The sequence below is a fragment of the Pseudomonas sp. CBZ-4 genome, from assembly GCF_000346755.1.
Classification (GTDB): domain Bacteria; phylum Pseudomonadota; class Gammaproteobacteria; order Pseudomonadales; family Pseudomonadaceae; genus Aquipseudomonas.
Window position 1 is genome coordinate 1 of the sequence record NZ_ANNV01000103.1, and the last position, 26,968, is coordinate 26,968.

23 protein-coding genes and 1 pseudogene are annotated in these 26,968 nt (G+C 58.3%); 6 read left to right on the top strand and 18 right to left on the bottom strand.

What is annotated here, in order from left to right; all coding sequences use genetic code 11:
* Nucleotides 1-305: 305 nt before the first annotated feature.
* On the top strand, nt 306-515 hold the full coding sequence (locus B348_RS0113830; protein WP_017736677.1) for a hypothetical protein: 210 nt from the start codon (nt 306-308) through the stop codon (nt 513-515).
* 14 nt (nt 516-529) lie between these two features.
* Here the strand turns inward: B348_RS0113830 and B348_RS0113835 are convergent, their stop codons facing one another.
* The 9 genes and pseudogenes from B348_RS0113835 to B348_RS0113875 all read right to left on the bottom strand — a co-directional run bounded on the left by B348_RS0113835 (nt 530) and on the right by B348_RS0113875 (nt 10,910).
* Nucleotides 530-1,072: a hypothetical protein gene (locus tag B348_RS0113835; protein ID WP_017736678.1), complete on the bottom strand. Its 543-nt coding sequence runs from the start codon at nt 1,070-1,072 to the stop codon at nt 530-532.
* A gap of 393 nt (nt 1,073-1,465) precedes the next feature.
* Complete coding sequence (locus B348_RS0113840; RefSeq protein WP_017736679.1) at nt 1,466-2,299, bottom strand: thymidylate synthase; 834 nt, start codon at nt 2,297-2,299, stop codon at nt 1,466-1,468.
* Nucleotides 2,296-2,808, bottom strand: a complete 513-nt coding sequence (locus tag B348_RS0113845) for a hypothetical protein (protein ID WP_017736680.1) — start codon at nt 2,806-2,808, stop codon at nt 2,296-2,298. The genes B348_RS0113840 and B348_RS0113845 overlap by 4 nt, the downstream gene beginning before the upstream one ends.
* 1 nt (nt 2,809) lies before the next feature.
* Nucleotides 2,810-4,903 carry a tyrosine-type recombinase/integrase gene (locus tag B348_RS0113850; protein WP_017736681.1) on the bottom strand — a complete coding sequence of 698 codons (2,094 nt, stop codon included), beginning with the start codon at nt 4,901-4,903 and terminating at the stop codon, nt 2,810-2,812.
* Complete coding sequence (locus B348_RS0113855) at nt 4,903-7,278, bottom strand: tyrosine-type recombinase/integrase (protein ID WP_017736682.1); 2,376 nt, start codon at nt 7,276-7,278, stop codon at nt 4,903-4,905. The genes B348_RS0113850 and B348_RS0113855 overlap by 1 nt, the downstream gene beginning before the upstream one ends.
* Nucleotides 7,275-8,507 carry a tyrosine-type recombinase/integrase gene (locus B348_RS0113860; protein WP_157356510.1) on the bottom strand — a complete coding sequence of 411 codons (1,233 nt, stop codon included), beginning with the start codon at nt 8,505-8,507 and terminating at the stop codon, nt 7,275-7,277. The genes B348_RS0113855 and B348_RS0113860 overlap by 4 nt, the downstream gene beginning before the upstream one ends.
* Nucleotides 8,508-8,640: 133 nt before the next feature.
* A pseudogene (thyA, locus tag B348_RS01000000130030) lies at nt 8,641-9,195 on the bottom strand (thymidylate synthase); the annotation flags it as partial.
* Between the two features lie 54 nt (nt 9,196-9,249).
* Nucleotides 9,250-10,062 (bottom strand): prolipoprotein diacylglyceryl transferase, encoded by an 813-nt coding sequence (gene lgt, locus B348_RS0113870; RefSeq protein ID WP_017736685.1) that lies wholly within the window; start codon nt 10,060-10,062, stop codon nt 9,250-9,252.
* Between the two features lie 65 nt (nt 10,063-10,127).
* The gene (locus tag B348_RS0113875; RefSeq protein WP_017736686.1) at nt 10,128-10,910 is read right to left on the bottom strand and encodes a sulfite exporter TauE/SafE family protein; all 783 of its coding nucleotides are present in this window, start codon (nt 10,908-10,910) and stop codon (nt 10,128-10,130) included.
* A gap of 120 nt (nt 10,911-11,030) precedes the next feature.
* Here B348_RS0113875 and B348_RS0113880 point away from each other — a divergent pair, with 120 nt between their 5' ends.
* Complete coding sequence (locus tag B348_RS0113880) at nt 11,031-11,777, top strand: NRDE family protein (protein ID WP_017736687.1); 747 nt, start codon at nt 11,031-11,033, stop codon at nt 11,775-11,777.
* Between the two features lie 105 nt (nt 11,778-11,882).
* Here the strand turns inward: B348_RS0113880 and ptsP are convergent, their stop codons facing one another.
* Together ptsP and B348_RS0113890 are read right to left on the bottom strand one after the other, a co-directional pair.
* On the bottom strand, nt 11,883-14,162 hold the full coding sequence (gene ptsP, locus B348_RS0113885; protein WP_017736688.1) for a phosphoenolpyruvate--protein phosphotransferase: 2,280 nt from the start codon (nt 14,160-14,162) through the stop codon (nt 11,883-11,885).
* A gap of 22 nt (nt 14,163-14,184) precedes the next feature.
* Nucleotides 14,185-14,664, bottom strand: coding sequence for an RNA pyrophosphohydrolase (locus B348_RS0113890; RefSeq protein ID WP_003176750.1), 480 nt, complete (start codon nt 14,662-14,664; stop codon nt 14,185-14,187).
* A gap of 143 nt (nt 14,665-14,807) precedes the next feature.
* On the opposite strand from B348_RS0113890, the gene B348_RS0113895 reads away from it, so the two are divergent.
* On the top strand, nt 14,808-15,464 hold the full coding sequence (locus tag B348_RS0113895) for an HAD family phosphatase (RefSeq protein ID WP_017736689.1): 657 nt from the start codon (nt 14,808-14,810) through the stop codon (nt 15,462-15,464).
* Nucleotides 15,465-15,576: 112 nt separating this feature from the next.
* Here the strand turns inward: B348_RS0113895 and B348_RS0113900 are convergent, their stop codons facing one another.
* Both B348_RS0113900 and ilvA read right to left on the bottom strand, forming a co-directional pair.
* Nucleotides 15,577-15,990: a DUF2269 family protein gene (locus B348_RS0113900; RefSeq protein WP_017736690.1), complete on the bottom strand. Its 414-nt coding sequence runs from the start codon at nt 15,988-15,990 to the stop codon at nt 15,577-15,579.
* A 41-nt stretch (nt 15,991-16,031) separates the two neighbouring features.
* Nucleotides 16,032-17,576 carry a threonine ammonia-lyase, biosynthetic gene (gene ilvA, locus B348_RS0113905; protein WP_256204393.1) on the bottom strand — a complete coding sequence of 515 codons (1,545 nt, stop codon included), beginning with the start codon at nt 17,574-17,576 and terminating at the stop codon, nt 16,032-16,034.
* Nucleotides 17,577-17,684: 108 nt separating this feature from the next.
* On the opposite strand from ilvA, the gene rpiA reads away from it, so the two are divergent.
* Nucleotides 17,685-18,356, top strand: coding sequence for a ribose-5-phosphate isomerase RpiA (gene rpiA / locus B348_RS0113910; RefSeq protein ID WP_017736692.1), 672 nt, complete (start codon nt 17,685-17,687; stop codon nt 18,354-18,356).
* A 363-nt stretch (nt 18,357-18,719) separates the two neighbouring features.
* Nucleotides 18,720-20,666 (top strand): autotransporter domain-containing protein, encoded by a 1,947-nt coding sequence (locus B348_RS0113915; protein ID WP_017736693.1) that lies wholly within the window; start codon nt 18,720-18,722, stop codon nt 20,664-20,666.
* Here B348_RS0113915 and B348_RS0113920 read toward each other — a convergent pair whose 3' ends face one another.
* The 4 genes from B348_RS0113920 to B348_RS0113935 form a co-directional block, all read right to left on the bottom strand.
* Nucleotides 20,667-21,575, bottom strand: coding sequence for an SdiA-regulated domain-containing protein (locus B348_RS0113920; RefSeq protein WP_017736694.1), 909 nt, complete (start codon nt 21,573-21,575; stop codon nt 20,667-20,669).
* A 120-nt stretch (nt 21,576-21,695) separates the two neighbouring features.
* On the bottom strand, nt 21,696-22,622 hold the full coding sequence (locus B348_RS0113925; RefSeq protein WP_017736695.1) for an SdiA-regulated domain-containing protein: 927 nt from the start codon (nt 22,620-22,622) through the stop codon (nt 21,696-21,698).
* A 243-nt stretch (nt 22,623-22,865) separates the two neighbouring features.
* Entirely contained in the window at nt 22,866-23,531 is a 666-nt protein-coding gene (locus B348_RS0113930; RefSeq protein ID WP_017736696.1) for a fumarylacetoacetate hydrolase family protein, read from the bottom strand.
* A gap of 22 nt (nt 23,532-23,553) precedes the next feature.
* A complete protein-coding gene (locus B348_RS0113935) occupies nt 23,554-24,948 on the bottom strand; it encodes an FAD-binding oxidoreductase (RefSeq protein WP_017736697.1) in 1,395 nt (464 codons plus the stop codon).
* 205 nt (nt 24,949-25,153) lie between these two features.
* On the opposite strand from B348_RS0113935, the gene serA reads away from it, so the two are divergent.
* On the top strand, nt 25,154-26,383 hold the full coding sequence (gene serA / locus B348_RS0113940; RefSeq protein ID WP_017736698.1) for a phosphoglycerate dehydrogenase: 1,230 nt from the start codon (nt 25,154-25,156) through the stop codon (nt 26,381-26,383).
* A 64-nt stretch (nt 26,384-26,447) separates the two neighbouring features.
* Here serA and B348_RS0113945 read toward each other — a convergent pair whose 3' ends face one another.
* On the bottom strand, nt 26,448-26,888 hold the full coding sequence (locus B348_RS0113945) for a DUF4399 domain-containing protein (protein WP_017736699.1): 441 nt from the start codon (nt 26,886-26,888) through the stop codon (nt 26,448-26,450).
* Nucleotides 26,889-26,968 lie beyond the last annotated feature (80 nt).

The window sequence follows — 26,968 nt, forward strand, 5'->3', positions numbered from 1 at the left end:
TTTTCAATCGGCAGGGTGGGTCAGTTTTAAATCAGCGCCAACACACAGTGCTCTTCTAGGAAGTGACACCATCGTTGGAGGCTGGCGTGCACCCTCAGCGAGCCTACTTGAACAGAGCCCGAAAATTTACCTTTGGTAGTTGCGCGACTAGATTGGTACGGTCAAGCGGAGCGCGCAGGCGTGAGGTCTGCAAGCCCGGAGGGCCGAGACGCAGGCTCGGTTCACGACAGACCATACCCGAAGGGGCACGTCCCACTTCCATGCCGGATAAGCCGGAAACGCAGACATGCTCCGAGGATTTTGCGATGGGAATGACGGACGATGACGACAACGTGTACTGCGACGTTCAAATGCCTTTAGCTCAGGGACGGGAGCTGCTGCAATTGGTCATCACATTGAGGGAGTCAAATGCCCACCCGACACTGAACAGAATCTTCGAGCGCATCGAGGACGAGCTCAGCACCTCAATCGATATCATCGAAATTCCTCCATCTTGGGGGCCTTGGCGCAAGTAAAACCTGCACGGCCTTCAGAGCTCAGCATCCCAGGCATCCATGGCGTCACTCACAATCGCATACCAATCAAGTTCACTGCCCTGTAGGGCGTTTGCGACCTGTCTGTTGGCATTGCCGTCGATCCAAGTAGGGAGGGTCTCCAACGCGCTTGAGAACATGCTGGCCGTTGCGACAGCATATTTACCGGTATGCGTGGACTGAAGGCACACGTAGCGCACAGCAGCGCCACTGGGAAGCCGGCGCCAGGCCACTACTTCAATACAGTCCTGCAACTCCCCAACAGACGGTTCAGCCTCCTGAGCCACCTCGACAGCTGCAACCGCTTGGCACGGCTCACCACGCGTTCCTGGGCTGTGTACAAGGTGCCTCAACTGCTCGCGTGCGGAGACAATTTGTTCACGGAGTTCTTCTGGATCGATGGACATGCCACCCCGGTCAGTTACCGAGAGGGTTTTCAAGGAGTTTGCCGCCACGATGAACTCGCGCTCACGCTTCTGCTCCCAGTCGGGACGGCGGTCAGGGAACAGCCAGCTAGTTAAGCGATGGAGGTTGATCATGTGGCGCTCCGATGACGCGGATGGTAAGGCACCCGGTAGGCTATCACCCAAAGCATCTCTGCTCGAAACGATGGCATCTGAACAGCCGCTGATATTGAGCACCTCTGACTCACAGCAAACTGTCGACTGGAGACGCCCCCTCCAAGCAAGCGGAGCGCGCCGGCCCGCAGGGCCAAAGGCGTGAGGATGGAAGCCCGAAGGGCCGAGACTTGGCCGCGCCAGGGCTCGGTACACGACAGCCGCTACCCGCAGGGGCACGCCCAAACTGAAAGCAAAGGGTCATCAGCCCTCAGAGAATATGATCAGGGCTTGGATGTCGTACCGCATTTCCTCATGCACAGAAAAGAAAAAACCGGCCCTGAGGCCGGTCTTGTCACTGAGTACCGCCAGCGATCAAATCGATACAGGTGCAGCGATATGCGGGTGCGGATCGTAGCCCACGACCTCGAAATCTTCGAACTTGTAGTCGTAGATGGATGCAGGCTTACGAAGCAGCTTCAGCTCAGGCAACTGACGTGGCTCACGAGCGATCTGAGTCTTCACCTGCTCCATGTGGTTGGAGTAGATGTGGACATCGCTGAGCGAGATCACGATCTCACCAACGTCGAGATCACACTGCTGAGCGAGCATGTGAGTCAGACACGCTAGGGATGCCGTGTTGTATGGCAGCCCCAAGAAGCTGTCTGACGAACGAATGAAGAGGTGCGCTGACAGCTTGTTGTCCACGACGTAGAACTGATAAAGCAGGTGGCACGGAGGCAGCGCCATCTTGCCTTGACGGGCATTTTCCTGAGGACTCACCTTCTCGTCCGGCAGGTACTCCACGTTCCAGCCATGGAACAGGATTCGCCGGCTATTAGGGTTGGTCTTCAGGGCGTTAACCACGTAGTCGATCTGGTTGATCGTCCCGCCATCTTTGGTTGGCCAGGCAGTCCATTGCTTGCCATAAACAGGCCCAAGGTCACCTTCCTCAGTGGCCCACTCGTTCCAGATTTTTACGCCATTCTCATTAAGCCACTTAACGTTAGTATCACCGCCAAGAAACCAAATAAGCTCATTAACAATACTTTTAAAGTGCAACTTCTTTGTTGTGAGCAAAGGAAAGCCTTTCGACAGATCATGGCGGAACTGCCTGCCGAACACACTTATTGTACCAGTGCCAGTACGGTCGCCTTTCTGGGCGCCGTTTTCAAGTACATCACCCAGTAGATCCAGATAGCTTTTCATGCATTTTTCTCCACCTGGGCAGCTTCCAGGATGCTGATTACCTGCTTAAGTCTATCAATGTCTCGCTGAGACTCCAAGAGACGTTTATTGGCATCTGTCAAAAGGCTTTTATAGGTATCTCTCGAACTTACCATACCTTGATATTTATTTTCGTTGGTCTGAGCAATATCGTGGGCGACCTTAGCCTCAGTAAACCAATGAAGCACTTCAATCCGAGCCGACTCTAACTTTTCAGTTAAAACCACCATAGGATCAACCGGCTTCTTATTCGAAACCTTCTTGCGCAAAACCTCAATACGGCGATTTTCCTTGATAGTCTCAAGGCGCTCTAAAGGCCAAACACGTTGCCGGATAGTATTTCGATGCATACCAGTGATACGGCTAAGTTCGGCAACAGTTGCCTTCAAAGAATCGTTCGCACCAATATCAAGAAGTGCCTGAGCCAACAGCTCTGTGTACTGATCAAAGTCCTCCTTGTTCTTCTGATCAAATGCACGTGGATCAGCCATCTCAGAGCTCCTCTTCCAACAGCAGAAGGACGCCGTAAGCTTCCTCCATCGCAGCTTTGTTCTGCGCGTGCGTATGAGCGTACTCGGGATTCCCAAGCATCGCTTTGTTCTGGTAATACACGTCACGCCAAGCCGGCGCGTTGGCCTTGCTGACGACGGCATTCTTACACTGGTTGGGGTTACACCGAAGCCCTCCAATACAGGGCAGGGAACTGTCGAATTCGTCCACGCCTCCACCATAGCAGAAGCCTGAACCCACATTGATGACCGCAATGTGCTGACCAAGCATGGCCTCAAAGATATCGTCCTTTGTGTGCCCAGAGGCCATGTAACCCCTGAATACCTTCCTGAGATTTTCCTTGTGGGCCTCAGCATTCACACCAGCATAGCTGCCATCAGGGTCAAAACGCTGATGAATGCTCTCAAGCTCCGCATCCTGACGAAGCGACCTCCCTTTCGTCTTTCGGGCACCGCCACCCTTGGAAATCCTGTCTGCAATCTCGCCATAAAGCAGGGTGGTCTTGCTGAATCCACGGTCGGAATGTCCCACACCCACGATCTCACCAAAGTGCTTGAGCTGGTGAGAGATGAACGGCAGCCCAAGGTCGGCACGATACAGCTGGTATGCCAGAGTGTGGCGCATCATATAGGCGTTGAAGTCTAAGTCGGCAAAGGTCTTTGGCGGCAAGATACGCTCGAAAAACTTATTCAGCGTAAGCTTCGTGCCGTGGGAAGAAAACGGCTCTCCTCGCTCCCCAAATGCGACGGTATCTACATTTGAAAATATGTAATCATTGTTCTTGTATTTGCTGATCAACTGGCATACCCGTACAGCATCACGCACAATCGGAATAGCAAGCCAGAAATCATCAAACAACTCAAAAAGGTTGTCTTGATGTTTGCTCACATTACTCGCCAAAACCCAATAGCGGCCATCAGGGCGGAGGCTTGAGCTTGCGAGCAGCTCTGCGTATTCTGAAGGACGCATCCCGGTGTACTGACCAATAATGTAAAGGCATGAATAGTTAACAAAATTCAGATACAGCCTGAACTGTTCGTCAATAGCCGACCCGGTGTCCTTGGCATATTGTTTAATGGCATAGGGAGCTATCACAGAGAACAGCTCGCTAGAGTTCATGACATCACTGCTCAGGACTTTCGCCACCTCATCACTAGAGAAGCCCTTATTAGATAGCCGTTTGTAGACATACAAGTTGAATTTGAGCGGGTTCAACCCGCTCTGTTGCGAAGGAAAGTATTCCTTAGCGTTACGACGCTTGAGGCTAGCAACATCGATAACCTCTTCTCCCATCGCATCCAAAAAATCGACAATCGAAAGCGAGGCCATCTGGGAAGAAATTTCAAAGACGCTGTTTGGTAAAATTTGCGACTTTTTTTCAGCATCCTTTACGGGCCGATTTTTACCACCCAGAACTTTCCATTTCAGCTTGGAAAAGTCGACGAATGGCAGGCTCGCACCGAACACGTTCGTTTGCAGGTAGCCCGACTTAAGCTGCTTGAACAGTTTCTCAGTGCTGCCGTCGTATACATAATCGAAGTCCTCGGCAGCTGCGGCATAGAAATGCGCAGGCAAGCATTGAATTGAGATTAGCTCACGATCCACGTGCTCTTTGCCGAGTTCGATAGCCGCGACGGCATACACCTTATCCAAAAACCGAAGCCCGCTCTCATAGTCACTGATCAGCGAATTGGGCTTGAGCGGCTTCTTGCTGACTCGGGTGGATTTCCCGTCCGGTGGGATCCCGCTCAGAGCCTTGAGAATGATCATGAATGCAGCTTTGAGCTCAAGAATAGCGAGCTCTGGAATGTTGGGGTACTTTGTGAAATCGATACGAAGTTTAGCGCCACGAATATAGCGCGAGGCATTTGGGTAATCCGCATTGAAGTCCCAGACCCAGTCCATGAATGCAGAGCTCTGAGAGACCTGCAAGGTACTGAGGTAGGACAGGAAAGCCAAAGCCTCCTGGTGTTCGCCTTCTGCTTCAAGAGCGGACGCCTGGCCCTGCAGCAGTGACAGGCTCGAGCGAAACTTCGAGAACGTTAACAGGGTAGAAAAATCAATCTGCTCCATCATCACATCGCCACCCCGTCCACCAGCACCGTCGTATCCACAAACTCTGAAAGACGACGGCCCTCGGCCAACTCTTCAGGCGTGAAATCAGATTTTGAGTGCAGAATGCCATCCAGCAGCGCAAGATTCTCGCGTACTACGCGTCGATACGGCGTGTCCATGATGCGAGAAACGTCCTTAAGCGAGAGGTAGTCCCGCTCCATCGCGAACAGCTCTGGCAGGTTCGACGCAGTGAGCAAAACGTTCTCGCATCCCAAGCACATGTTGTACAACGCACAAGGGCTGCCGGGCACATAAGAACTCAGCTTCTTGATGAAGTCAGGTGGGTTGAAAATGTTACTGCAGCTCGCCAGCGGAGTCTTGAAGACAACCTGCGGCCCGTCGAGATTAACGACATCGATAAGGTTGGCTTCAGCCTCGCCGTTAGCGCGATTGTCAGCCAATTCCGCTGCCGACTCATGAAGCTCCCTGAGAGCCACATCCAGCTTGGAGCGTGCGATATGGTTGAAGTCCATACGATCCAAGTAAGCCAGCGTCGTGTCGATATGCTTGTGCCCCAAAATCAACTGGATCTCACGGACGGGGACGTCACGCTCCACAAGCTCGCTGACGAAGCTGGGGCGCAACCTGGCGGGAGTGAGACTCAACGGCTTGCCATTGCTGTCCAAGAAGCCTTTACGCTTACCGTAAGCAGCAAAGGCAACCCCTAAGGCACCGTCCTTCCCAGTTGCAAAGGACTTGATTTCCATGAAGCGTTTCCGAGCAGTGGATTGCCAAATGAATAGCTTATCTCGCATAACTGGGGGTGCAGATACGCGGATTTTGGCCGTCAGTGCCTTGATGTCCTCGAAGATCTGAGCGACAGCGTACGATTGAGACGTGGTGAGCCAGGTGATGTCAGCTTCGAAAATATCGAGATGCATCAGCTTTTCGCCGTCAGAACGCTCTTTCCAGTACCGGAGGCAAGGACGCCCAGTGAGCGGATGCTTAGGCTCAAAGTCGTCCACATCGAGCAGCTTAATTGAGTCAGCGTTCAGCCCGGTGACTTGAGCCAGCTTGATCGCATAAGGAGTGATCACCTGAGCGTCCACCAGATAGTGAGTGCCCCAACCCTCTACAATTTCCCGCAGCCCGGTGTCTGAACCTCTTACGATGCTGACAAACGCCCTGATGTATGGATCCTCACTGCCCTTTTGATCGTGACCAGCGTGAGAACATCCCAGTTTGTTCTCAAAAATCCAACGTGCATTATCAAGGGTTTTGAAGCCTGGTTTGAAGCTCCCTTTCTCGTTGAGAGGATCCCTACCAATGCCGCTCCTCTGGTAAGGCTGTGCAAGGGTGTTGTAGTGCAGGATATCCTCGTCCACGCTCGTAGAAATACGTACACGCTCGGCGCTCGAGTAGGGGCGGTACTGATCAGTGACACGAACAGCATCAAATCCCTGACAGTTGATGAAATCTGATCCTGTATACCCTTTGATATTTTTGACGGTAGTCAAAGTTTTCCGGACGGCACTCACCAAGTTCGTTGCGGTAATCGGAGATAGGTCACCCTCGACAATGTGACGCTCAAGATACGAGCGGAACATAGGGAGAATAAATGGATCGAGAACCTCAATAAGCGGTTCCATGCCGTTGGAGCCGCGCCCCGTAAGGAATCTGGTTAACCATTTGAAACCCTCAAGGTAGTTGCCAGCTCCAGAGTCGCTGGTCGTACCGAGCGAAGCGGTCGCGAACGCATGCTTCAGGTCGTTGAATGGCCTATCTGCTGATGATTTTTCGAGCTCATCCAAGGTGGCGAAATCAAGCCTCTGAAGTCGTTTGAAATCCACAAGAGCATTCTCCTGCGGCACAAACTCCTCCTTCGACTCAATCCGCTCCTTAACGGTCATGTAGTCCGCAGAGGTGACCCCGAGAGACTGAAGATCAAGGTTGATCTCCTGATAGGCGAGCCGAACACTTTCATGCCTGCTGTAACCGTGCTTGATCGCCTCCAGTGCAGAAGCCGGCACAACTGACTTGGAGAGCTTTAGCTTGTTGCCAAAAATCGGGAGCGCGCGTTTCTCTTCCTGAGAGAGCGATTTATACCAGCCCAAAAGCTTCAAACGCCAGTTACAGCCAGCAGCGGTTTCCCCCTGGTGAATGACGCCGTCAATAAGCATATTCAGGATGAGCTTCTGCTCTGCAAGCTCGAACATCTTGATTGATGGGTCGAGATCCTTACTCGCAACATACGAGTCGCTCAGCATCAATGGCGCATAAGCACCACTAGAATTTTCGCTAAGCTCAACTTGGTAATATTGAAGAGGGTTCTCTTCCAGATCTCTAAGCCACCTGAAGATTTTGGCACTCTCAAATGCGTGCTCTGAAAAATTCATTTCTTATCTCCCAACCTGATTTTCAGCGTCGTCTGAACAGCAAGATCCGCCATGCCTTTTGCCTTGGTCGAAACCTCGCCCGTGTTCGGGCAAACCAGATGAAAGATGTCCTGTGGCAACTTGGTATAAATTCCTGTAGTGGATGTGTCTTCGTGGCCGAGCGACTTCTGGGCCATCAGGAGTTTGTTGAGATAGTCATCACCAAAGTCCGGGCTAGTCAAAATGGCATATGCGTGACCATGGCGGAGCTTATGCGGCGAAACCATACGCTCAAGTCGCTTGCTCTTTACTGCACGCTTAGAGAGCCGCTCAAGTAGCTTGCTGACAGCGTCTGGGTTAAACGGCTGTCCCTCTGAATTGAAAAAGCATGGAGTTACATCGGCGGTCTCATAACGGCGAGCGTGCTTCTTAAATAGGGGAGACGCGTGATAACGCTTGATGCGTTCGAGCACAGCCCGGCTCACGATTGAGTATCGTGGCTTAAATTCATTTCCACGTGCTTTACTGCCGTCAATGTAAAGAGGACAGTAATCAGGATGCACCCAATCAAGATCTTCATCCGCAACAAAGTTAGCTTGAGCAAACCCCAAAGCCCTATTCACGGCACCCAGAGTGACCCTGCCAACTTCACTTCGACGCAGACCCACATCAAAGATAGCTTGGATCAGGCAGCGCTCTCTCTCGCTGCTCGCAGACTCAATAAGCTCTTTGAGTTCCTGCAATGAACAGGGATAAACCAAATCCTTCTTTGGAGCAGGAGAGAGAAAACCACCGGCATAAGGATTGTCTTCACGTAATTGGCCCCTGTGCTTCCCGCCGACGCACAGGAAGTCATTGAACAGGGCCATATAACAAGCATCCCTGTTACGGATGGTCGTTGAGGTCAAACCATCTACTTCACGCAGGTGGGTAAAGTACCGTTGAATACCATGTTTAGTTACGGCAAGAAGAATTTCGTCATAAGAGGAGGCTCTGAAAGTTGGCGTGCCTTTCAGATGTTCGAGCATGTAACCAATATTACGCCCGTACGTCTCGGCTGACAGAGCCGCTAACTCGGCGCTGCGAACTGCGAAGGTCAGGTACTCGCTTACAAGCGGGACTAGCCTCTCGTCTGAATCGAACAGCCCCACCGCCGTAACAGAAACACGGTCTGCCACCGTGGGCCCATCTTCGTTGAGCATCGACCCACCCAGGTCTAGCATCTGCTTTTCTTTGGTTACAACCTTCACCGACAACCCCTTTTTGAAGGCCGCCCATCCTATGCAGAATGTGCAGCTTGTCAAGGTCAAGATAAAGTCGCATGAAGGATAAATTTTTTTAGGCGAGGAAGTCGTACTGTGCGCTTTTTCCTACGTCCGATAAAAGGAACACGTCGGAGCTGCGGATATACAGCTGCATCGACAGGTGACCGTCATGCACGAAGGCCTGGTACAGCAGGTGGCACGGCGGCAGGGCTTGCTTGCCGTTGCGCGCGTTTTCCTGGGGGCTCTTGGTTTCGTCGGGCAGGTACTCGACGTTCCAGCCGTGGAACAGGATGCGGCGGCTGTTGGGGTTGGTCTTCAACGTCTCGACCATGTAGTCGATCTGGTTGATCTTGCCGCCGTCCTTGGTGGGCCAGGCGGTCCACTGCTCGCCGTACACCGGGCCGAGGTCACCGTCTTCGGTGGCCCATTCGTCCCAGATCTTCACGCCGTTTTCGTTCAGCCACTTGATGTTGGTGTTGCCGCTCAACATCCAGATCAGTTCGTTGGCGATGCTTTTGAAGTGAAGCTTCTTGGTGGTCAACAGCGGGAAGCCGTCGGCCAAGTTATGCCGATACTGACGGGCGAACACGGCCTTGGTGCCGGTGCCGGTGCGGTCGCCCTTGGTCAGGCCATTGGTCACGACGTCGTTCAGTAGTTCGAGATATTGCTTCATTTAAGTACCCGTATCGTTGAAGCCGAGGCTGCTCGACAGCCTCGGCATTCGAATTTAAAGCGTCGCGTTTTTCAGCGGTTGCGGACGGTTGTACGCCCACCACAGCAGGCCCAGCCCGACCAGGATCATCGGAATGCTCAGCACCTGCCCCATGGTCAACCAGCCCCACGCCAGGTAGCCCAGTTGTGCATCCGGCACCCGCACGAATTCGACGATGAAACGGAAGATCCCGTAGAACAGCGCGAACATGCCCGACACGGCCATGGTTGGGCGTGGCTTGCGCGAGAAAATGTAGAGGATAAGGAACAGCGCCACACCTTCCAACGCAAACTGGTAGAGCTGCGACGGATGGCGCGGCAGTTGCGCCGGGTCGCTGAACGGTGGGAACACCATCGCCCATGGCACGTCGGTCGGCTTGCCCCACAACTCGGCGTTGATGAAGTTGCCGATGCGCCCGGCGCCCAGGCCGATTGGCACCAGCGGCGCGACGAAGTCCATCAGTTGGAAGAACGACTTGCCGTTGCGACGGCCGACCCACCAGGCAGCGATCATCACGCCGATAAACCCGCCGTGGAACGCCATGCCGCCCTTCCACACTTCGAAGATCAGCGTTGGATTGGCGATGTACGCCGACAGATCGTAGAACAACACGTAGCCGAGTCGCCCGCCGACGATCACCCCCATCGACAGCCAGAAGACCATGTCGGAGAGTTTCTCCTTGGTCCAGGTCGGGTCGAAACGGTTCAGGCGCCGGGAGGCCAGCAGCCAGGCGCCGCCGATGCCGATCAGGTACATCAACCCGTACCAGTGGATTTTCAGCGGACCGATGGCCAGGGCCACCGGGTCGATCTGCGGGTAAGGCAGCATTGCGACTCCTCGTTAAATCATTCGTTATGGCGCCCGGACCATGCCGGGCTGCGATTAAGCCTGCGTTACAGCAAAAAATTCAAACCGACGCAAAACAGCAAAGCGGCAAACAGCCGCTTGAGCAAACGCGGCGACAACCTGTGCGCCAGGCGCGCGCCGAAGCGGGCAAACACCATGCTGGTCAGGGCAATGCCCAGCAGCGCCGGCAAATACACGAACCCTAGACTATGAGCGGGCAGCAGCGGGTCATGCCAGCCCAGAATCATGAAACTTAATGCACTTGCCAGGGCGATCGGCAGGCCGCACGCCGAGGACGTGGCTACCGCCTGCTGCATCGGCACGCTGCGCCAGGTCAAGAACGGTACGGTCAGCGAACCGCCGCCAATGCCGAAAATCGCCGAAGCCCAGCCGATCACCGTGCCGGCCAGGGTCAAGCCGAGCTTGCCGGGCACCGTGCGGCTGGCCTTGGGCTTGACCTCCAGGGCCAGTTGCAGGGCGATCACCAGGGCAAATACACCGATGACCTTCTGCAAGTGCGGGCCGGAGATCGCCTCGGCCGTCAGCGCGCCGAAACCGGCGCCGATGAGGATGCCCGCGGTCATCCACACGAAGATCGGCCAACGCACCGCGCCACGCCGGTGGTGCTCACGCACAGCATTGATCGAGGTAAAGATGATGGTCGCCAGGGACGTGCCCACGGCCAAATGGGTCAGCACCTGCGGGTCGAAGCCCTGCAAGGTGAAGCTGAACACCAGCACCGGTACGATGATGATGCCGCCGCCCACGCCAAACAGCCCGGCGAGTACGCCTGCACAGGCGCCCAGCGCCAAATACAGCAAAAATTCCATGGGAGCCCCCCGAACAAGTCCGGCATGTTAACGGATGGAAGGCATACGACCCAACTGGTGACGATGGAACGCCGCTGCTTGAGTGCGTAGAGTGGCAAAAAACACAAAAGGGATCGCCTGATGTGCCTGATTGTTTTCGCCTGGCGGCCGGGGCATGCCCAGCCGCTGATCGTCGCGGCCAACCGTGATGAGTTCTACGCCCGCCCCAGCCTGCCGCTGGCCCAGTGGCCGGATGCGCCCGAGGTCTACGCCGGCCGTGATCAGGAAGCCGGTGGTACCTGGCTGGGGGTGAATGCCGATGGGCGCTTTGCCGCCCTGACCAACATCCGCGACCCGCACCAGCCGCCAGCGCGCAAGTCCCGCGGGGAACTGGTGGCGCGCTTTCTCAATGGAACCCTGCCGATTGACGAGTATTTAGCCGACGTTAACGGCCGTTCGATTGAATATGCCGGGTTTAACCTGCTGGTGGGTACGCGGGATGAGTTGTGGCATTACAACGCCAATCAGACAGAGCCGACGCGATTGCAGGCCGGGGTGTATGGGTTGTCGAATGCCGGGCTGGATACGCCGTGGCCCAAGTTGCTCAAGGCCAAGGCGGCGTTGAGTGCGCTGCTGGATGATCCGCAACCGGAGGCGTTGCTGGAGATTTTGAGTGACCCGCTGACAGCGCCGTTTGCAGACTTGCCGGATACCGGCGTGGGGTTGGCGACGGAGAGCCTGTTATCCAGTGTGTTTATCGCCAGCCCCAGTTATGGGACGCGGGCGAGTACGGCGTTGATTGTGCATGCCGACGGGACGCGAAGGATGGTGGAGCGCAGTTTTGGGCCACATGGTGGGCGGCTCGGCGAGGTTGAACTGAGGATCTAGCGGTGTTTGGGCTGGCGCTGTCGCAGGCAAGCCAGCTCCCACAGTTTGATTTGTGAACACAGTCAAATGTGGGAGCTGGCTTGCCTGCGATGAAGGCGACTCGGTCTAAAGGGTTTTCGCAGAGGCCGGGTTGATCATCCGCGTCAGCCCCAGGTTCTTCAGCGCCAACTGCAACGAGCTGTGGATAACTTGCGGGTTGTCGATGGTCATCAACTCCGCCAGCAGATCCTTGGCCATGCCCAGATCCACCTGGCGCAGCATCCACTTCACCTTTGGCAAGTTGGTGGCGTTCATCGACAGGCTGTCAAAGCCCATCGCCATCAGCAGCACCGCCGCCGCCGGGTCGCCGGCCATTTCACCGCAGATGCTCACCGGCTTGCCTTCGGCATGGGCGTCGCGCACCACGTGTTGCAGGGCTTGCAGTACTGCCGGGTGCAGGTAGTCGTAGAGGTCGGCCACCCGTGGGTTGTTACGGTCCACGGCCAGCAGGTATTGGGTCAGGTCGTTGGAGCCCACCGAGAGGAAGTCCACCTGGCGTGCCAGCTCTTTAGCCTGGTACACCGCCGCCGGGATTTCGATCATCACGCCAATCGGCGGCATCGGTACGTCGGCGCCTTCGTCGCGCACTTCGCCCCAGGCGCGGTGAATGAGGTGCAGCGCCTCTTCCAGCTCATGGGTGCCGGAGATCATCGGCAGCAGGATGCGCAGGTTGTTCAGGCCTTCGCTGGCCTTGAGCATGGCGCGGGTTTGGACGAGGAAAATTTCAGGGTGGTCGAGGGTCACGCGGATGCCGCGCCAGCCGAGGAAGGGGTTGTCTTCCTTGATCGGGAAATACGACAGTGACTTGTCGCCGCCGATATCCAGGCTGCGCATGGTCACCGGTAACGGGTGGAAGGCCTGCAGTTGCTCGCGATAAATCGCCAGCTGCTCCTTCTCGCTCGGGAAACGCTGGTTGATCATGAACGGCACTTCGGTGCGGTACAACCCCACCCCTTCGGCGCCGCGCTGCTGCGCGCGGGCTACATCGGCAAGCAGGCCGGTGTTGACCAGCAGCGGCACGCGATGGCCGTCGGTGGTCACGCACGGCAGTTCGCGCAATGAATCCAGGCCCAGGGCCAGTTGTTTCTCTTCTTCCACCACTTCGGCGTATTGCTTGCGCAGCACGTCGCTGGGGTTGGTAAAGACTTCGCCGCGATGGCCATCGACGATCATGTCGATGCCATCGACCTTGGCGTACGGCAGGTCCACCAGGCCCATCACCGTCGGGATGCCCATGGCCCGGGCCAGGATCGCGACGTGGGAGTTGCCCGAGCCGAGTACCGAGACCAGGCCCACCAGCTTGCCTTCCGGCACTTCGCCCAGCTGGGTGGCCGTCAGTTCTTCACTGACCAGAATGGTGTTGTCAGGGAAGACCATGTTGGTGGTGCGGTCTTCCTGCAAGTAGGCCAACAGGCGGCGACCGAGGTCGCGCACATCCGAGGCGCGCTCGCGCAGGTAGTCGTCGTCCATCATTTCGAAGCGGTTGACGTGATCGGTGACCACCTGGCGCAACGCGCCCTGGGCCCACTGGCCGGTCTTGATCACGGTCTTGACTTCGTTACCCAGGGACGCGTCGTCGAGCATCATCTGGTACACGTCGAACAGCGCACGCTCTTCGGGGCGCAGCTGGGTGGCCAGCTTGTTCGACAGGTTGCGCATGTCGGCGCGCACGCCTTCAAGGGCAGTCTTGAACAGTTTGATTTCGGCGTCGATGTCTTTGACGGTCTTGTCCGGCACCACATCCAGGTCCGCCGGCGGCAACATGACCACCGCCGTGCCGACCGCCGCACCCGGCGAACCGGGCACGCCGACAAACTTGGCTTCCTGGATGCCCTTGCCCTCGCGCCCCAGGCCGCGAATCGAGCCGGTGGCCTCGGCGTGGGCGATAACGCCGGCGAGCTGCGCGCTCATGGTCACGAGGAAGGCTTCTTCACCTTCGTCGAACTGGCGGCGTTCTTTCTGCTGGATGACCAACACCCCGACAACACGGCGGTGGTGAATGATCGGCGCACCGAGGAACGAGGCGTAACGCTCTTCGCCGGTTTCGGCAAAGTAGCGGTAACGCGGGTGATCGGCCGCGTTTTCGAGGTTCAGGGGTTCTTCACGCGTCCCCACCAGGCCCACCAGACCTTCATTGGGCGCCATGCTGACTTTGCCGATGGAGCGCTTGTTCAAGCCCTCCGTGGCCATCAGCACAAAACGGTTGGTCTCGGGATCCAGCAGGTAAACCGAGCAGACCTGGCTGCCCATGGCTTCCTTGACGCGCAACACAATAATCCCCAACGCCGCCTTGAGATCCTTGGCGGAGTTAACTTCCTGGACGATCTTGCGCAGCGTATTGAGCATGGCTCGGGGTCGAACTCCGTCGTCAGTCGCGCGCTAAAAGGCGCGGGGCAAGCTCTTTGAGAGCGCGACGATAAACTTCGCGCTTGAATGTCACCACCTGGCCCAACGGGTACCAATAGCTGACCCAGCGCCAGCCATCGAACTCCGGTTTACCGGTCAAATCCATCCGCACCCGCTGCTCGTTGGAGATCAGGCGCAGGAGAAACCATTTCTGCTTCTGGCCGATACACAGCGGTTGGCTGTGGGTACGCACCAGGCGTTGCGGTAAACGATAACGCAACCAGCCACGGGTGCAGGCCAGAATCTGTACATCTTCGCGCTCAAGGCCGACTTCTTCGTTCAACTCACGGTACAAGGCGTCTTCAGGGGTTTCGTCGGGGTTGATTCCACCTTGAGGAAACTGCCAGGCATCTTGGTTGATTCGGCGAGCCCATAGCACCTGTCCGGCATCATTCGTAAGAATAATCCCGACATTAGGACGGAAACCATCGGGGTCGATCACGGCAACAACCTCGCAAACGCATGTCGCCGCATTGTTCCACAAAGGTTGTTGCAGCGGCAACGAGGCTTCTTACCTTATGTGCACTCTTGTGAAAAGACCGTATTCTGGACGCCTTTTTACAGACTTTTCAGCGAGTAACTGCAATGCGCCTGGCTTTATTCGACTTGGACAACACCCTTCTCGGCGGTGACAGCGATCACGCGTGGGGCGATTACCTCTGTGAACGCGGGATTCTCGACCCCATCGCCTACAAGGCCCGCAACGACGAGTTCTACCAGGATTACCTGGCCGGCAAGCTGGACAACGCCGCGTACCTGAACTTCAGCCTGGAAATCCTCGGCCGCACCGAGATGGCCCAACTCGACGAGTGGCACCGCGACTTCATGCGCGACTGCATCGAGCCGCTGATGCTGCCCCGTGCCGTGGAACTGCTGGCCAAGCACCGCGCCGCCGGCGACACCCTGGTGATCATCACCGCCACCAACCGTTTCGTCACCGCGCCGATTGCCGCACGCCTGGGCGTGGAAACCCTGATCGCCACCGAGTGCGAGATGGACAACGGCCGCTACACCGGGCGCAGCACCGACGTGCCGTGCTTCCGTGAGGGCAAGGTGACGCGTTTGAATCGTTGGTTGGCAGAGACCGGGTTCAGCCTGGAAGACAGCTATTTCTATAGCGATTCGATGAATGACCTGCCGCTGTTGGAGCAGGTGACGCACCCCGTAGCGGTGGATCCGGATCCGAATCTGCGGGCGGAGGCGGAGAAGCGTGAGTGGCCGGTGATTACATTGCGCAGCTGATGGCGCTATCGCAGGCAAGCCAGCTCCCACACTCGACCGAGTTCCAACATGAGAATGAGGTCAAAAGGTGGGAGCTGGCTTGCCTGCGATGCAGACGACTCGGTCTAGAGCCCTAAACCGGCTTGGCGCCCATGAGCCCCGCAATCGCCACAAACCCCACCAGGCTGACCACCGCCAGCACCAGGGTGAAATTCAAGCTACCACCCTCGCCCTTACGCAGACGATTAAGCCGCGCCACCAACCAGAACCACGCCAGCGCCGCCACGGTGTAGAGCAGGCTGGAACCCAGAATCCACGTCTGCCCCAGCGGCCAGCCAACCAAATGCACCAGCCACCAGCCGGTAAACGGCATGCTGACCACGCAAACCCCCATCAACAACCACACAAACACCCACGGGCGCTGCACGGTGACCGCCGGGCCGGCGCTGCGTTTGCGCCAGGCCAGCAGCGCCAGGCCCAGGCCGCTGAGCAGCAGCAACACCGTCGCCGCGATGTGGATAACTTTCAGGGTGATCAGGGTTTCCATCTCTCGTCTTCCTTAAAGGCCGCCCCAATCAGCGTAGTCGCTCAACCGAGGAACAGTTTGTAGGCCGGGTTATCGCTTTCATCCCAGTACGGGTAGCCGATGGCTTCCAGGGCTGCCGGTACCAGGTGACGCTCGTTCGCCGGCACTTGCAGGCCAGCGACCACACGGCCGTCAGCTGCGCCGTGGTTGCGATAGTGGAACATCGAGATGTTCCAGCGCCCGCCTAATTTGTTAAGAAAGTTGAACAACGCCCCCGGGCGTTCCGGGAATTCGAAGCGGAACACCACTTCATTGCTGACGTGCGCCGCATGGCCGCCGACCATATGGCGGATGTGCAGCTTGGCCAGCTCATTCTCGGTCAGGTCCAGCACCGGGAAACCCTGCTCGGTCAGGCTGGCGATCAGCGCGCTGCGGGGGTCGGTGTCGGGGTGGGTCTGCACGCCAACAAAGATGTGCGCCTCGCTGCCGGAGTGGAAACGGTAGTTGAATTCGGTGATCTGGCGCTTGCCCACGGCTTCGCAGAACGCCTTGAAGCTGCCCGGCTTCTCGGGAATGGTCACGGCGATGATCGCTTCGCGGCCTTCACCCAGCTCGGCGCGCTCCGCCACATGGCGCAGGCGGTCGAAGTTGACGTTGGCGCCGGAGTCGATGGCCACCAGGGTCTGGCCGGTGACGCCACGGGTTTCCACGTATTTCTTGATCCCCGCCACGCCCAGCGCGCCCGCAGGCTCGGTGATGGAACGGGTGTCGTCGTAGATGTCCTTGATCGCCGCACAGATTTCATCGGTGCTCACGGTGATCACTTCGTCGACATAGTCTTTGCAGATATCAAACGTGTGCTGGCCGATCTGCGCCACCGCCACGCCGTCGGCAAAGATCCCCACCGTCGGCAACACCACGCGCTCACCCGCGGCCATGGCGGCTTGCAGGCAGTTGGAGTCGTCCGGCTCGACGCCGATGATCTTGATCTCCGGGCGCAGGTATTTCACGTACGCCGCGATCCCGGCGATCAGCCCGCCGCCGCCCACCGGGACAAAAATCGCGTCCAGAGGCCCCGGATGCTGGCGCAGGATTTCCATCGCCACGGTGCCCTGCCCGGCAATGGTGTGCGGATCGTCGTAAGGGTGGATGTAGACGTAACCCTTTTCGTCGACCAGCTTCAGCGAATAGGCCAGGGCTTCCGGGAAGGAATCGCCATGCAGCACCACTTTGCCGCCACGGGAGCGCACGCCTTCGACCTTGATCTCCGGGGTGGTCTTGGGCATCACGATGGTGGCTTTGACCCCCAGCACCTTGGCCGCCAGGGCCAGGCCCTGGGCATGGTTGCCCGCCGAAGCCGTGACCACGCCGCGCGCACGCTCTTCGCTGCTCAGTTGAGTCAGCTTGTTATAGGCGCCGCGAATCTTGAACGAGAACACCGGCTGCAAGTCTTCACGCTTGAGCCAGACCCTATTGCCCAGCCGCTCGGAGAGCTGGCGGGCGGTCTGCAGGGGAGTTTCTACGGCAACGTCGTAAACGCGCGAGGTGAGAATCTTTTTGACGTACTGTTCAAGCATCGGCGGGCTTCTACTTTCACGGTTTGGCAGGGCCAAGGAGTCTAACCCGGCTTTTGGCCGGGCGACCACACGAATCCCGAGGTTTTGTTGGGTTATACTCGCGCCCCTCGATAACTCCCCGCCCGTTCCGGAGCCCGCATGACCCAGGATCAACTCAAACAGGCAGTGGCCCAGGCCGCCGTCGATTTAATCCTTCCCAAACTCGACGATAAAAGCATCGTCGGTGTCGGCACCGGCTCCACCGCCAACTGCTTCATCGACGCACTGGCCCAGCACAAGGGCGCATTTGACGGCGCCGTGGCCAGCTCCGAAGCCACCGCCGCCCGCCTCAAGGGCCATGGCATTCCGGTGTACGAGCTCAACACCGTGAGCGACCTGGAGTTCTACGTCGACGGCGCCGATGAAAGCGACGCGCACCTGAACCTGATCAAAGGCGGCGGCGCGGCCCTGACCCGCGAGAAGATCGTCGCGGCCGTGGCCAAGACCTTTATCTGCATCGCCGACGCCAGCAAGCTGGTGCCCGTCCTCGGTGCCTTCCCGCTGCCGGTGGAAGTGATCCCGATGGCCCGCAGCCACGTGGCCCGCGAGCTGGTGAAACTGGGCGGTGACCCGGTGTACCGCGAAGGCGTGTTGACCGACAACGGCAACATCATCCTCGACGTGTTCAACATGCAGATCACCAACCCGGTGGAGCTGGAAACCCAGATCAATGCCATCGTCGGCGTGGTCACCAACGGTTTGTTCGCCGCGCGTCCGGCTGACGTACTGCTGCTGGGCACTGCCGAAGGTGTGAAAACCCTCAAGGCCTAAGGCTCACGGCCTCGCTTTATGTGGGAGCTGGCTTGCCTGCGATAGCATCACCTCGGTTCTACTGACACACCGAGTTGTTTGCATCGCAGGCAAGCCAGCTCCCACAAAGTCCAGCTCCCACATTTGTTTCTAATGTCTAAAAGCTCTGTGTAACAAAAACGCTACCTTTCGCAGCACCCCTCGCCAAAATCGTGCGCCAAGTCACGACACTCAACACCGCCGCTGGTATCAAATCCGTTACAAATTACAGCCAGGCGACTCGCCCGTTTAACAATGCGCCAATTCACAATCGCCCAGGGAATGAGGCGCACATTGTGCAAAGGGTCTCGGCTTGAACATCCCCATCACCTCAAGGAAGACCTTGTGATAAAGCCCCTAGCCCTTGCTATCAGCGCGGCCTGCGCCCTGTTGCCGACCCACCTCCTGGCCTACGACTACGGCGAGCACGCCAACACCACCCTGGAAAAACTGATCAACGACTACCCCGGCCGTTATCGCGGCACGGCCAACTTCGCCGGGGCTGCCGATTGGATGCAGAGCCAGATGGGTACGGCCTACAGCATCAGTCGCCAGGATTTCACCTGGAACAGCGGCAGTCGCGCATCGCAAAACGTGGTGGCCTACGCCGCCGGCAGCAAACCGCAGTACGTGGTGATTGGCGCACACTTCGATACCTTCTTCGGCCGCCCGACCCTCCAAGGCCTGGACGACAACGGCTCCGGCGCCAGCGTGCTGACGGAAGTGGCGAAGAACCTCGGCGGCCTGCAACTGGAAAACGGCTTGCAGATCGTCGGCTTTGGCGCCGAAGAAGAAGGCCTGCGCGGTTCCAAGGCCTTTGTCGCGTCGTTGAGCGCCAGCCAGCGCGCGAACATGCTGGCGATGATCAACCTCGACAGCCTGATCACCGGCGACATGATGTACGCCCACGCCGGCCAGAACAGCACCGCCAACCCGGCCTTGGCGTCGTTGCGCGAGCACACCTTCCAGATCGCCAAGGAATTGAACATCCCGCTGTTCACCAACCCCGGCCTGGACCCGCAATACCCCAAAGGCACCGGCTGCTGCAGCGATGGCGAGCCCTTCGAGCCGCTGAACATCCCGATCCTTTATATAGAAGCCACCAACTGGGAACTGGGCGACCTCGACGGCTACACCCAGACCGACAACCCGAAGATCCCCGGTGGCTCGACCTGGCACGACCCCGCCGAAGATAACAAGGCCGTGCTCACCGACGCTTTCGGCCAGGCGCGCATCGACCAGCGCCTGCGCGACTATTCGCGCCTGCTCAGCCGCCTCGTGCTGGAATTGACCAACGCCGACCTGATGGCCTCCACCGCCTCCGGCGGCGCCGTCGCACGCAATATGCAGGACAACCTGCAACGCCAGCACCAAGCCATGGTGCGCCTGCATGACCGGCGCTGGCTGACCTTGCAGTCGGCCAGCCGCGAGGTGGGCAGCTTTGATGGCGAGATCGGCGTGGACGGCGAATACAACCCGGACAGCGGCTTCGACAACGCCCCCAACCCCGAAGCGCGACGCGTGGGCCTGCATGCGCTGGGCGACTATCAACTGACCCCGAGCCTGAACCTCGGCGCCAGCCTCAGCTACCTCAATGGCCGCGACAAGCTTGAGCACCGCGGCAAACTCGACAGCGACACCTGGCAAGCCGCGGCCTATGCCCTGCTCAACGATGGCGGCCCGAGCTGGCTGGCCGGCGACCTGAGCATCGGCCACAGCCGCTTCGAGTCCAAGCGCAACCTGCTGATCCAGGCCAATGGCGGACCGATCCTGCTCAACCAGCAACTGACCGGCAACACCGACGCCCTGACCCTGGGCGCGCGCGTGCTCGGCGGTTACGACTTTGACTTCGGCGCGATCAAGAGCGGGCCTTTCGCCGGCCTGGATTACAGCCACTCGCGTATCGATAAATTCCGCGAAAAGCAGGACCTGCGCACGGCCCTGACCTATGAGGAACAGTCTTTCGATTCCCTGGAAGCCAGCCTCGGCTGGCGTGTGCGCGGCGCCGTCGCCCTGCCCTACGGCCTCAATCTGATGCCTTACGGCGACATCGCCTGGGTCAAGGAGCTGGGCGACGGCCGCCTGGACGACCTGCAACTGACCGCCCGCGCCGACAGCCAGGCGCGCACGGCCAAGCTGGGTTCAGCGGACAAGAGCTTTGGTCGCGCGCAAGTCGGCAGCCAACTGGCGATCACCCCGCAACTGGGCGTGTTTGCCGAGGTCAACGGCCGCCTGGGCCACAGCGAGGGCAGCCAGACCGGCTATTCGCTGGGTGTGCAATGGATGTTCTGATCAGGGCTTCTTGAACACGTAGAACAGGTTCGGCTCACTGGTCAGGTACAACGTACCGTCATCGTCCATGGCGATCCCTTCGGCCTGCGGCACACGTTTTTTCAGGCCATGGCGCCCGTTGAGCAGCGACAAACTGCTCAACGGGCGACCGTCGATATCCAGTTCCAGCACCAGGAACGATTCATCCGACAGCGCCAGCAGATGGCCGCTGCGCTCATCGTATTGCAGGCTCGACAGGTCACGCACAAACAGCCCTGCATCGCGCTTGGGGTTGTTGACCACGTGCACCGAGTAGGTCTTTTCCGGTTTGAAATGGGGGAACCCGTGGATCTCGTAGATCAGCATCGGGTCGCGCTCCTTGGCCACGAACAGGCGCTTGCCCACCGAGTCGTAGGCCAGGCCTTCAAAGCCCTTGTTGCCGCCCACGTGCAAGCCCAGGGTCATCTGTTCCGCGTCCGCGGCGTCGAGGAACTCGGTGTCGTCGTCCACATGCACCTTGATCAGCCGCTGCTGGCGTTCATCGCTGATCACATAGATGCCTTCGCTGATGAACTCGACCGCCTCGGCATCGCCAAAGCCCACCAGGGCAATGCGCCGCAGGATCTTGCCGTCCAGTGAAAGCTCGATCAGCTCGGGGTTTTTATTGGTGACGGTAAACAGGCTTTTGCGCACGGGGTCGAAGGTCAGCGCCGACACGTCGCTGTCGAGGCCTTCGATGACCTGGGCTTCAAGGACGACGCGGTAATCGGCCAGGCCAATCGAGGCCTCGCCGACAGGCTGGCGCCACGCCTGGAGGTTGAACCAGGCGCGCTCGAACAGGCGAAAGTGTTGCGCAACGACCCCGGCGCTGATCAGGACGATCAGCGCAAGCGTGAAAATGATGGGTTTGGGGCGGACAAGTCGGCGCATCGGGCGTGCTCAAAGTCAAAAGTGGCGCATGAATATCACGCCCGTCTGAATTTAAACTTAAACACGGCCTACTGTCTGGTGGATGCCGCTCTTAGAGAACTATCCGACGTAACCGGTGTGCTATTTCTGCTTTTCGAAGCAATAGAACAGATTCGGCTCGCTGACCATGTAGAGGTTGCCGTCTTCGTCCATGGTCACGCCTTCCGCCCGAGGAATGGTGTCCTTGAGCCCGTTGAAACCGCCCAGCAAGGTCATGAAGCTGACTTGCTCGCCCTTTTCATCCAGTTCCAGCAGCAGATGGGAATCGGCCGACAGCACCAGCAAATGCCCGGTGCGTGGGTCCACCGCCAGGGCCGACAGGTTGCGCATGTCCAGTTCGGTGCTGGTCAGCTTTTGCTTGTCGCCCACCAGGGTCTGGCTGCCGTCGCTTTTCCAGGTGAACAGCGCCGGTGGACGTTCTTCGCCCAGCACGATCTGCTGGTTGCGCTTGTCCCAGGTGATGCCTTCAAAGGCTTTGTTCTGGTTTTTCGACGGGCCCAGGTCATAGCTGGGGAAATCGGCCTTGTTCAACTGGGTGGTGCTGGCATCGAGCTTGACGATGGTCAGGCTGTGTTCGCGCTCATCGACCACGGCCATCAGGCCGTTTTCCAGGACGGTCAGGCCTTCCGGGTTGCTCCAGCCGTTCAACGGCATTTTGCGCAGCACGTCGCCTTGCAGGCTCAACTCGACGAGAAACGGGTTTTTGCCCATGACGGAAAACAGGGTTTTGGTCTGCGGGTTGTAGGAGACGTCCGAAGCCTCATCCTTCTCCATCCCCGGCAACAGCTTGCCATCGATCACCGCGTGATAGTCCGGCAGCCACACGCTCTGTTGGCGTTCGGCGGGGGTTTCGAAGCGTTCCAGCACCCACAGCACACCGCGATCGTCCCAGTGCATGGCCCAGGCCACGCCGTAGGAAATCACGCCCGCCAATAACAGCCAGGAATACCAGCGCAAGGCGAAACGCGAACGCGGCTTGGAGAGATTGCTGGGCAGGGTTACGGCCATGGGGCGCTTATTCCGGAAAGTCAGCGTTAGGTGATAGCACAGGATCAGGAAGCCCGCGCGCAAGAGGCTGAGGATTATCCGGATGGGGTGTGAAAAAAATGCAAAGAAAAGGAGATTACAAAGACATGGAGAACCAATGTGGGAGCGGGCTTGCCCGCGATAGCGGTGGATCAGATAACACATCTGTAACTGATAGACCGCCATCGCGGGCAAGCCCGCTCCCACATTTATAACCGCGTTTCGTCAGCGAACCTGGCTTTCGAAGCGGTTAACGCCCGACAACTCCAGCACCAGCTCATCACCCACATTCAGCGGGCCCACGCCAGCCGGGGTGCCGGTGAGGATCACGTCGCCCGCTTGCAGCGAGAAGCAACCAGCCATGTACTGGATCATCGGCACGATCGGGTTGAGCATGATCGCGCTGTTGCCGTCCTGGCGCACTTCGCCATTGATGGTCAGGCGAATGCCGATGTCGGTCACGTCGGGGAAGGTGCTGCTGACCACGAACGGTGCGATCACTGCCGCGCCGTCGAAGGACTTGGCGATTTCCCACGGCAGGCCCTTGGCTTTCAGCTCGGCTTGCTTGTCGCGCAGGGTCAGGTCCAGCGCCGGGGCGAAGCCGGAGATGGCATCCAGTACTTCTTCACGGCTCGGCTTGGTCGACAACGGCTTGCCGATCAGTACCGCGATTTCCGCTTCGTAATGCACCGAACCGCGCTCGATCGGGATGGCAAAACCACCTTCCAGCGCCACCACGCAACTGCCTGGCTTGATGAACAGCAACGGTTCGGTCGGCACCGGGTTGTCCAGTTCCTTGGCATGTTCGGCGTAGTTACGCCCGATGCACACCACTTTGCCCACCGGGAAGTGGATGTTGGTGCCGTCGACATACTTGTGCTGGTAGCTCATGGAACGACTCCTTCAGGGGCGATTAAACAGCGAAGATCTTGCCAGGGTTCATGATCCCGTTCGGGTCGAACACGGCTTTGACGGCTTTCATGTAGTCGATTTCAACCGGCGAACGGCTGTAGGTCAGGTAATCACGCTTGGTCATGCCCACGCCGTGTTCGGCGGAGATCGAACCGTTGTACTTCTCGACGGTTTCAAACACCCACTTGTTCACGGTGGCGCACTTGGCGAAGAACTCGTCCTTGCTCAGGTTTTCTGGCTTGAGGATGTTCAGGTGCAGGTTGCCGTCGCCGATGTGGCCGAACCAGACGATTTCGAAGTCCGGGTAGTGTTCGCCGACGATCGCGTCGATTTCCTTCAAGAACGCCGGCACTTTCGACACAGTGACCGAGATGTCGTTCTTGTACGGGGTCCAGTGGGAAATGGTCTCGGAGATGTACTCGCGCAGTTTCCACAGGTTGTGCAGCTGGGTTTCGCTCTGGCTCATCACGCCGTCCAGCACCCAGCCTTGTTCCACGCAATGTTCGAAGGTTTCCAGGGCGTGGTTGGCGACTTCTTCGGTGGTGGCTTCGAATTCCAGCAGGGCGTAGAACGGGCACTCGGTTTCGAACGGCGCCGGCACATCGCCACGGCCGAGGACTTTGGCCAGGGCCTTGTCGGAGAAGAACTCAAAGGCGGTCAGGTCGAGTTTGTTCTGGAACGCGTGCAGCACCGGCATGATCGAGTCGAAATCGGTGGTGCCGAGGACCATCGCGGTGAGGTTTTTCGGCGCCCGGTCCAGGCGCATGGTGGCTTCCACCACAAAGCCCAGGGTGCCTTCCGCGCCGATAAACAGCTGGCGCATGTCGTAGCCGGTGGCGTTCTTGATCAGGTCGCGGTTCAGTTCCAGCACGTCGCCCTTGCCGGTGACGACCTTCATGCCGGCCACCCAGTTGCGGGTCATGCCGTAGCGAATCACCTTGATCCCGCCGGCATTGGTGCCGATATTGCCGCCAATCTGGCTGGAACCGGACGACGCGAAGTCCACCGGGTAGTACAGGCCGTTTTCTTCGGCGACGTTCTGCAGTTGCTTGGTGACCACGCCCGGCTGGCACACGGCGGTGCGGTCGGTGAGGTTCACGTCGAGGATCTGGTTCATATAGTCGAACGACACGACCACTTCGCCATTAGCGGCCACGGCGGCGGCGGACAGGCCAGTACGGCCACCGGATGGCACCAGTGCCACCTTGTGCTCATTGGCCCAACGCACAATGGCCTGGACCTGCTCGATGGTCTTGGGGAAGACAATGGCGGTCGGCGCGGGTGCGAAGTGCTTGGTCCAATCCTTGCCGTAAGCCTCCAGGGAGTCTGCATCGGTCAGCACTTTGCCAGGCTCAACCAGGGTCTTCAGCTCATCAATCAGGGCAGGATGGGTCATCGACAGAACTCTCGAACAATTCATGGTCATCCTGAGAACGCTTCACGTCGCAGGAATAGGTGTTTAGCGGGGCGCGTATGCTAGCATACCGCCCCCGCAGGACAGAGCCCAAGGGCGTTTCTGCGGTGACGGCTTTCCTGCCGTCCGGGTCAGCTTGTGCTGCTCGATTCCCTGCCATTTTTCTCCGGGATACAGGTTTACGCAGATGAGCAAGACTTCTCTCGATAAGAGCAAGATCAAGTTCCTTCTTCTGGAAGGCGTCCACCCATCGGCTGTCGACGTTCTGAAAGCCGCCGGGTACACCAGCATTGAGTACATCACCAGTTCTCTGCCGGAAGCCCAACTCAAGGAAAAGATCGCCGACGCGCACTTCATCGGCATTCGCTCCCGCACTCAGCTGACCGAAGAAATCTTCGATCACGCCAAGAAACTCGTGGCAGTCGGCTGTTTCTGCATCGGCACCAACCAGGTCGACCTCAACGCAGCGCGCGAGCGCGGCATCGCGGTGTTCAACGCACCGTACTCCAACACCCGTTCCGTTGCGGAGCTGGTGCTGGCCGAGGCGATCCTGCTGTTGCGCGGCATTCCTGAGAAGAACGCTTCCTGCCACCGTGGCGGCTGGATCAAAAGCGCGGCCAACTCCTTCGAAATCCGCGGCAAGAAGCTGGGTATCGTCGGTTACGGCTCGATCGGCACGCAATTGTCGGTCCTGGCTGAAGGCCTAGGCATGCAGGTGTTCTTCTACGACACCCTGACCAAGCTGCCACTGGGCAACGCCACCCAAGTGGCCAGCCTGACCGAGCTGCTGGGCATGTCCGACATCGTCACCCTGCACGTCCCGGAAACCGCTGAGACCCAGTGGATGATCGGCGAGAAGGAAATCCGCGCCATCAAGAAAGGCGGCATCCTGATCAACGCGGCACGCGGCACCGTGGTCGAGCTGGACGCCCTGGCCGACGCGATCAAGGACAAGCACCTGATCGGCGCGGCCATCGACGTGTTCCCGGTGGAGCCACGCTCCAACGACGACATCTTCGAAAGCCCGCTGCGTGGCCTGGACAACGTGATCCTGACCCCGCACATCGGCGGTTCCACTGCCGAAGCCCAAGCCAACATCGGCCTGGAAGTGTCGGAGAAGCTGGTCAAATACAGCGACAACGGTACCTCGGTATCGTCGGTGAACTTCCCGGAAGTGGCCCTGCCGGCTCACCCTGGCAAGCACCGTCTGCTGCACATCCACCAGAACATCCCTGGCGTGATGATGGAGATCAACAAGGTCTTCGCGGAAAACGGCATCAACATCTCCGGTCAGTTCCTGCAGACCAACGAAAAGGTCGGCTACGTGGTCATCGACGTCGACGCCGAGTACTCGGACCTGGCGCAAGAGAAGCTGCAGCACATCAAAGGCACGATTCGTAGCCGCGTGTTGTTCTAAGGTTTCAACGGCACCAACAAAAAGGGAGCCCCTCGGGGCTCCCTTTTTTGCATCTGAACAAATCTTACTTAACGTTAACCGTGATCACTTTCGAGGCTACAGTAGGTTCGAACTGGCGGTGTACGTTATCGCCTGCCACCAGTTGCAGGGTGTGCTTGCCAGGCGTCAGGGTCAGTTCGGTTTCGGTCTGGGCCTTGCCGAAGTGGATCGAGGTGGCATCGGCCGGAATCGGCTCATCGGCCTTGAGCGACTGCACGTCGCGATCGACCAGCAGGTGATGGTGACCAGCGCCATGCACTTGCTTGTCGATGGGCTCCAGGTCCAGGCCCTTGACGCCGAATTTGACGGTGAAGGTCTTGTCGACGGTCGCGCCGTCTTTAGGCGAGACGATAAACACTTCGGCACCTGCAGGCGCAGGGGTACGCGGCAGGTCTGCGGCGTTGGCCAACATCGAGGCACCCAGCAGCAGGCTGGCAATCGTTGCACGGGACAAAAGGGCTTTCATTCGCTTCTCCAGTTTTTCGGTGAAATCTGTAGGGTTATGACAACTTCGCGACAAATTGCTGTCCAAGGCACTCAACACCA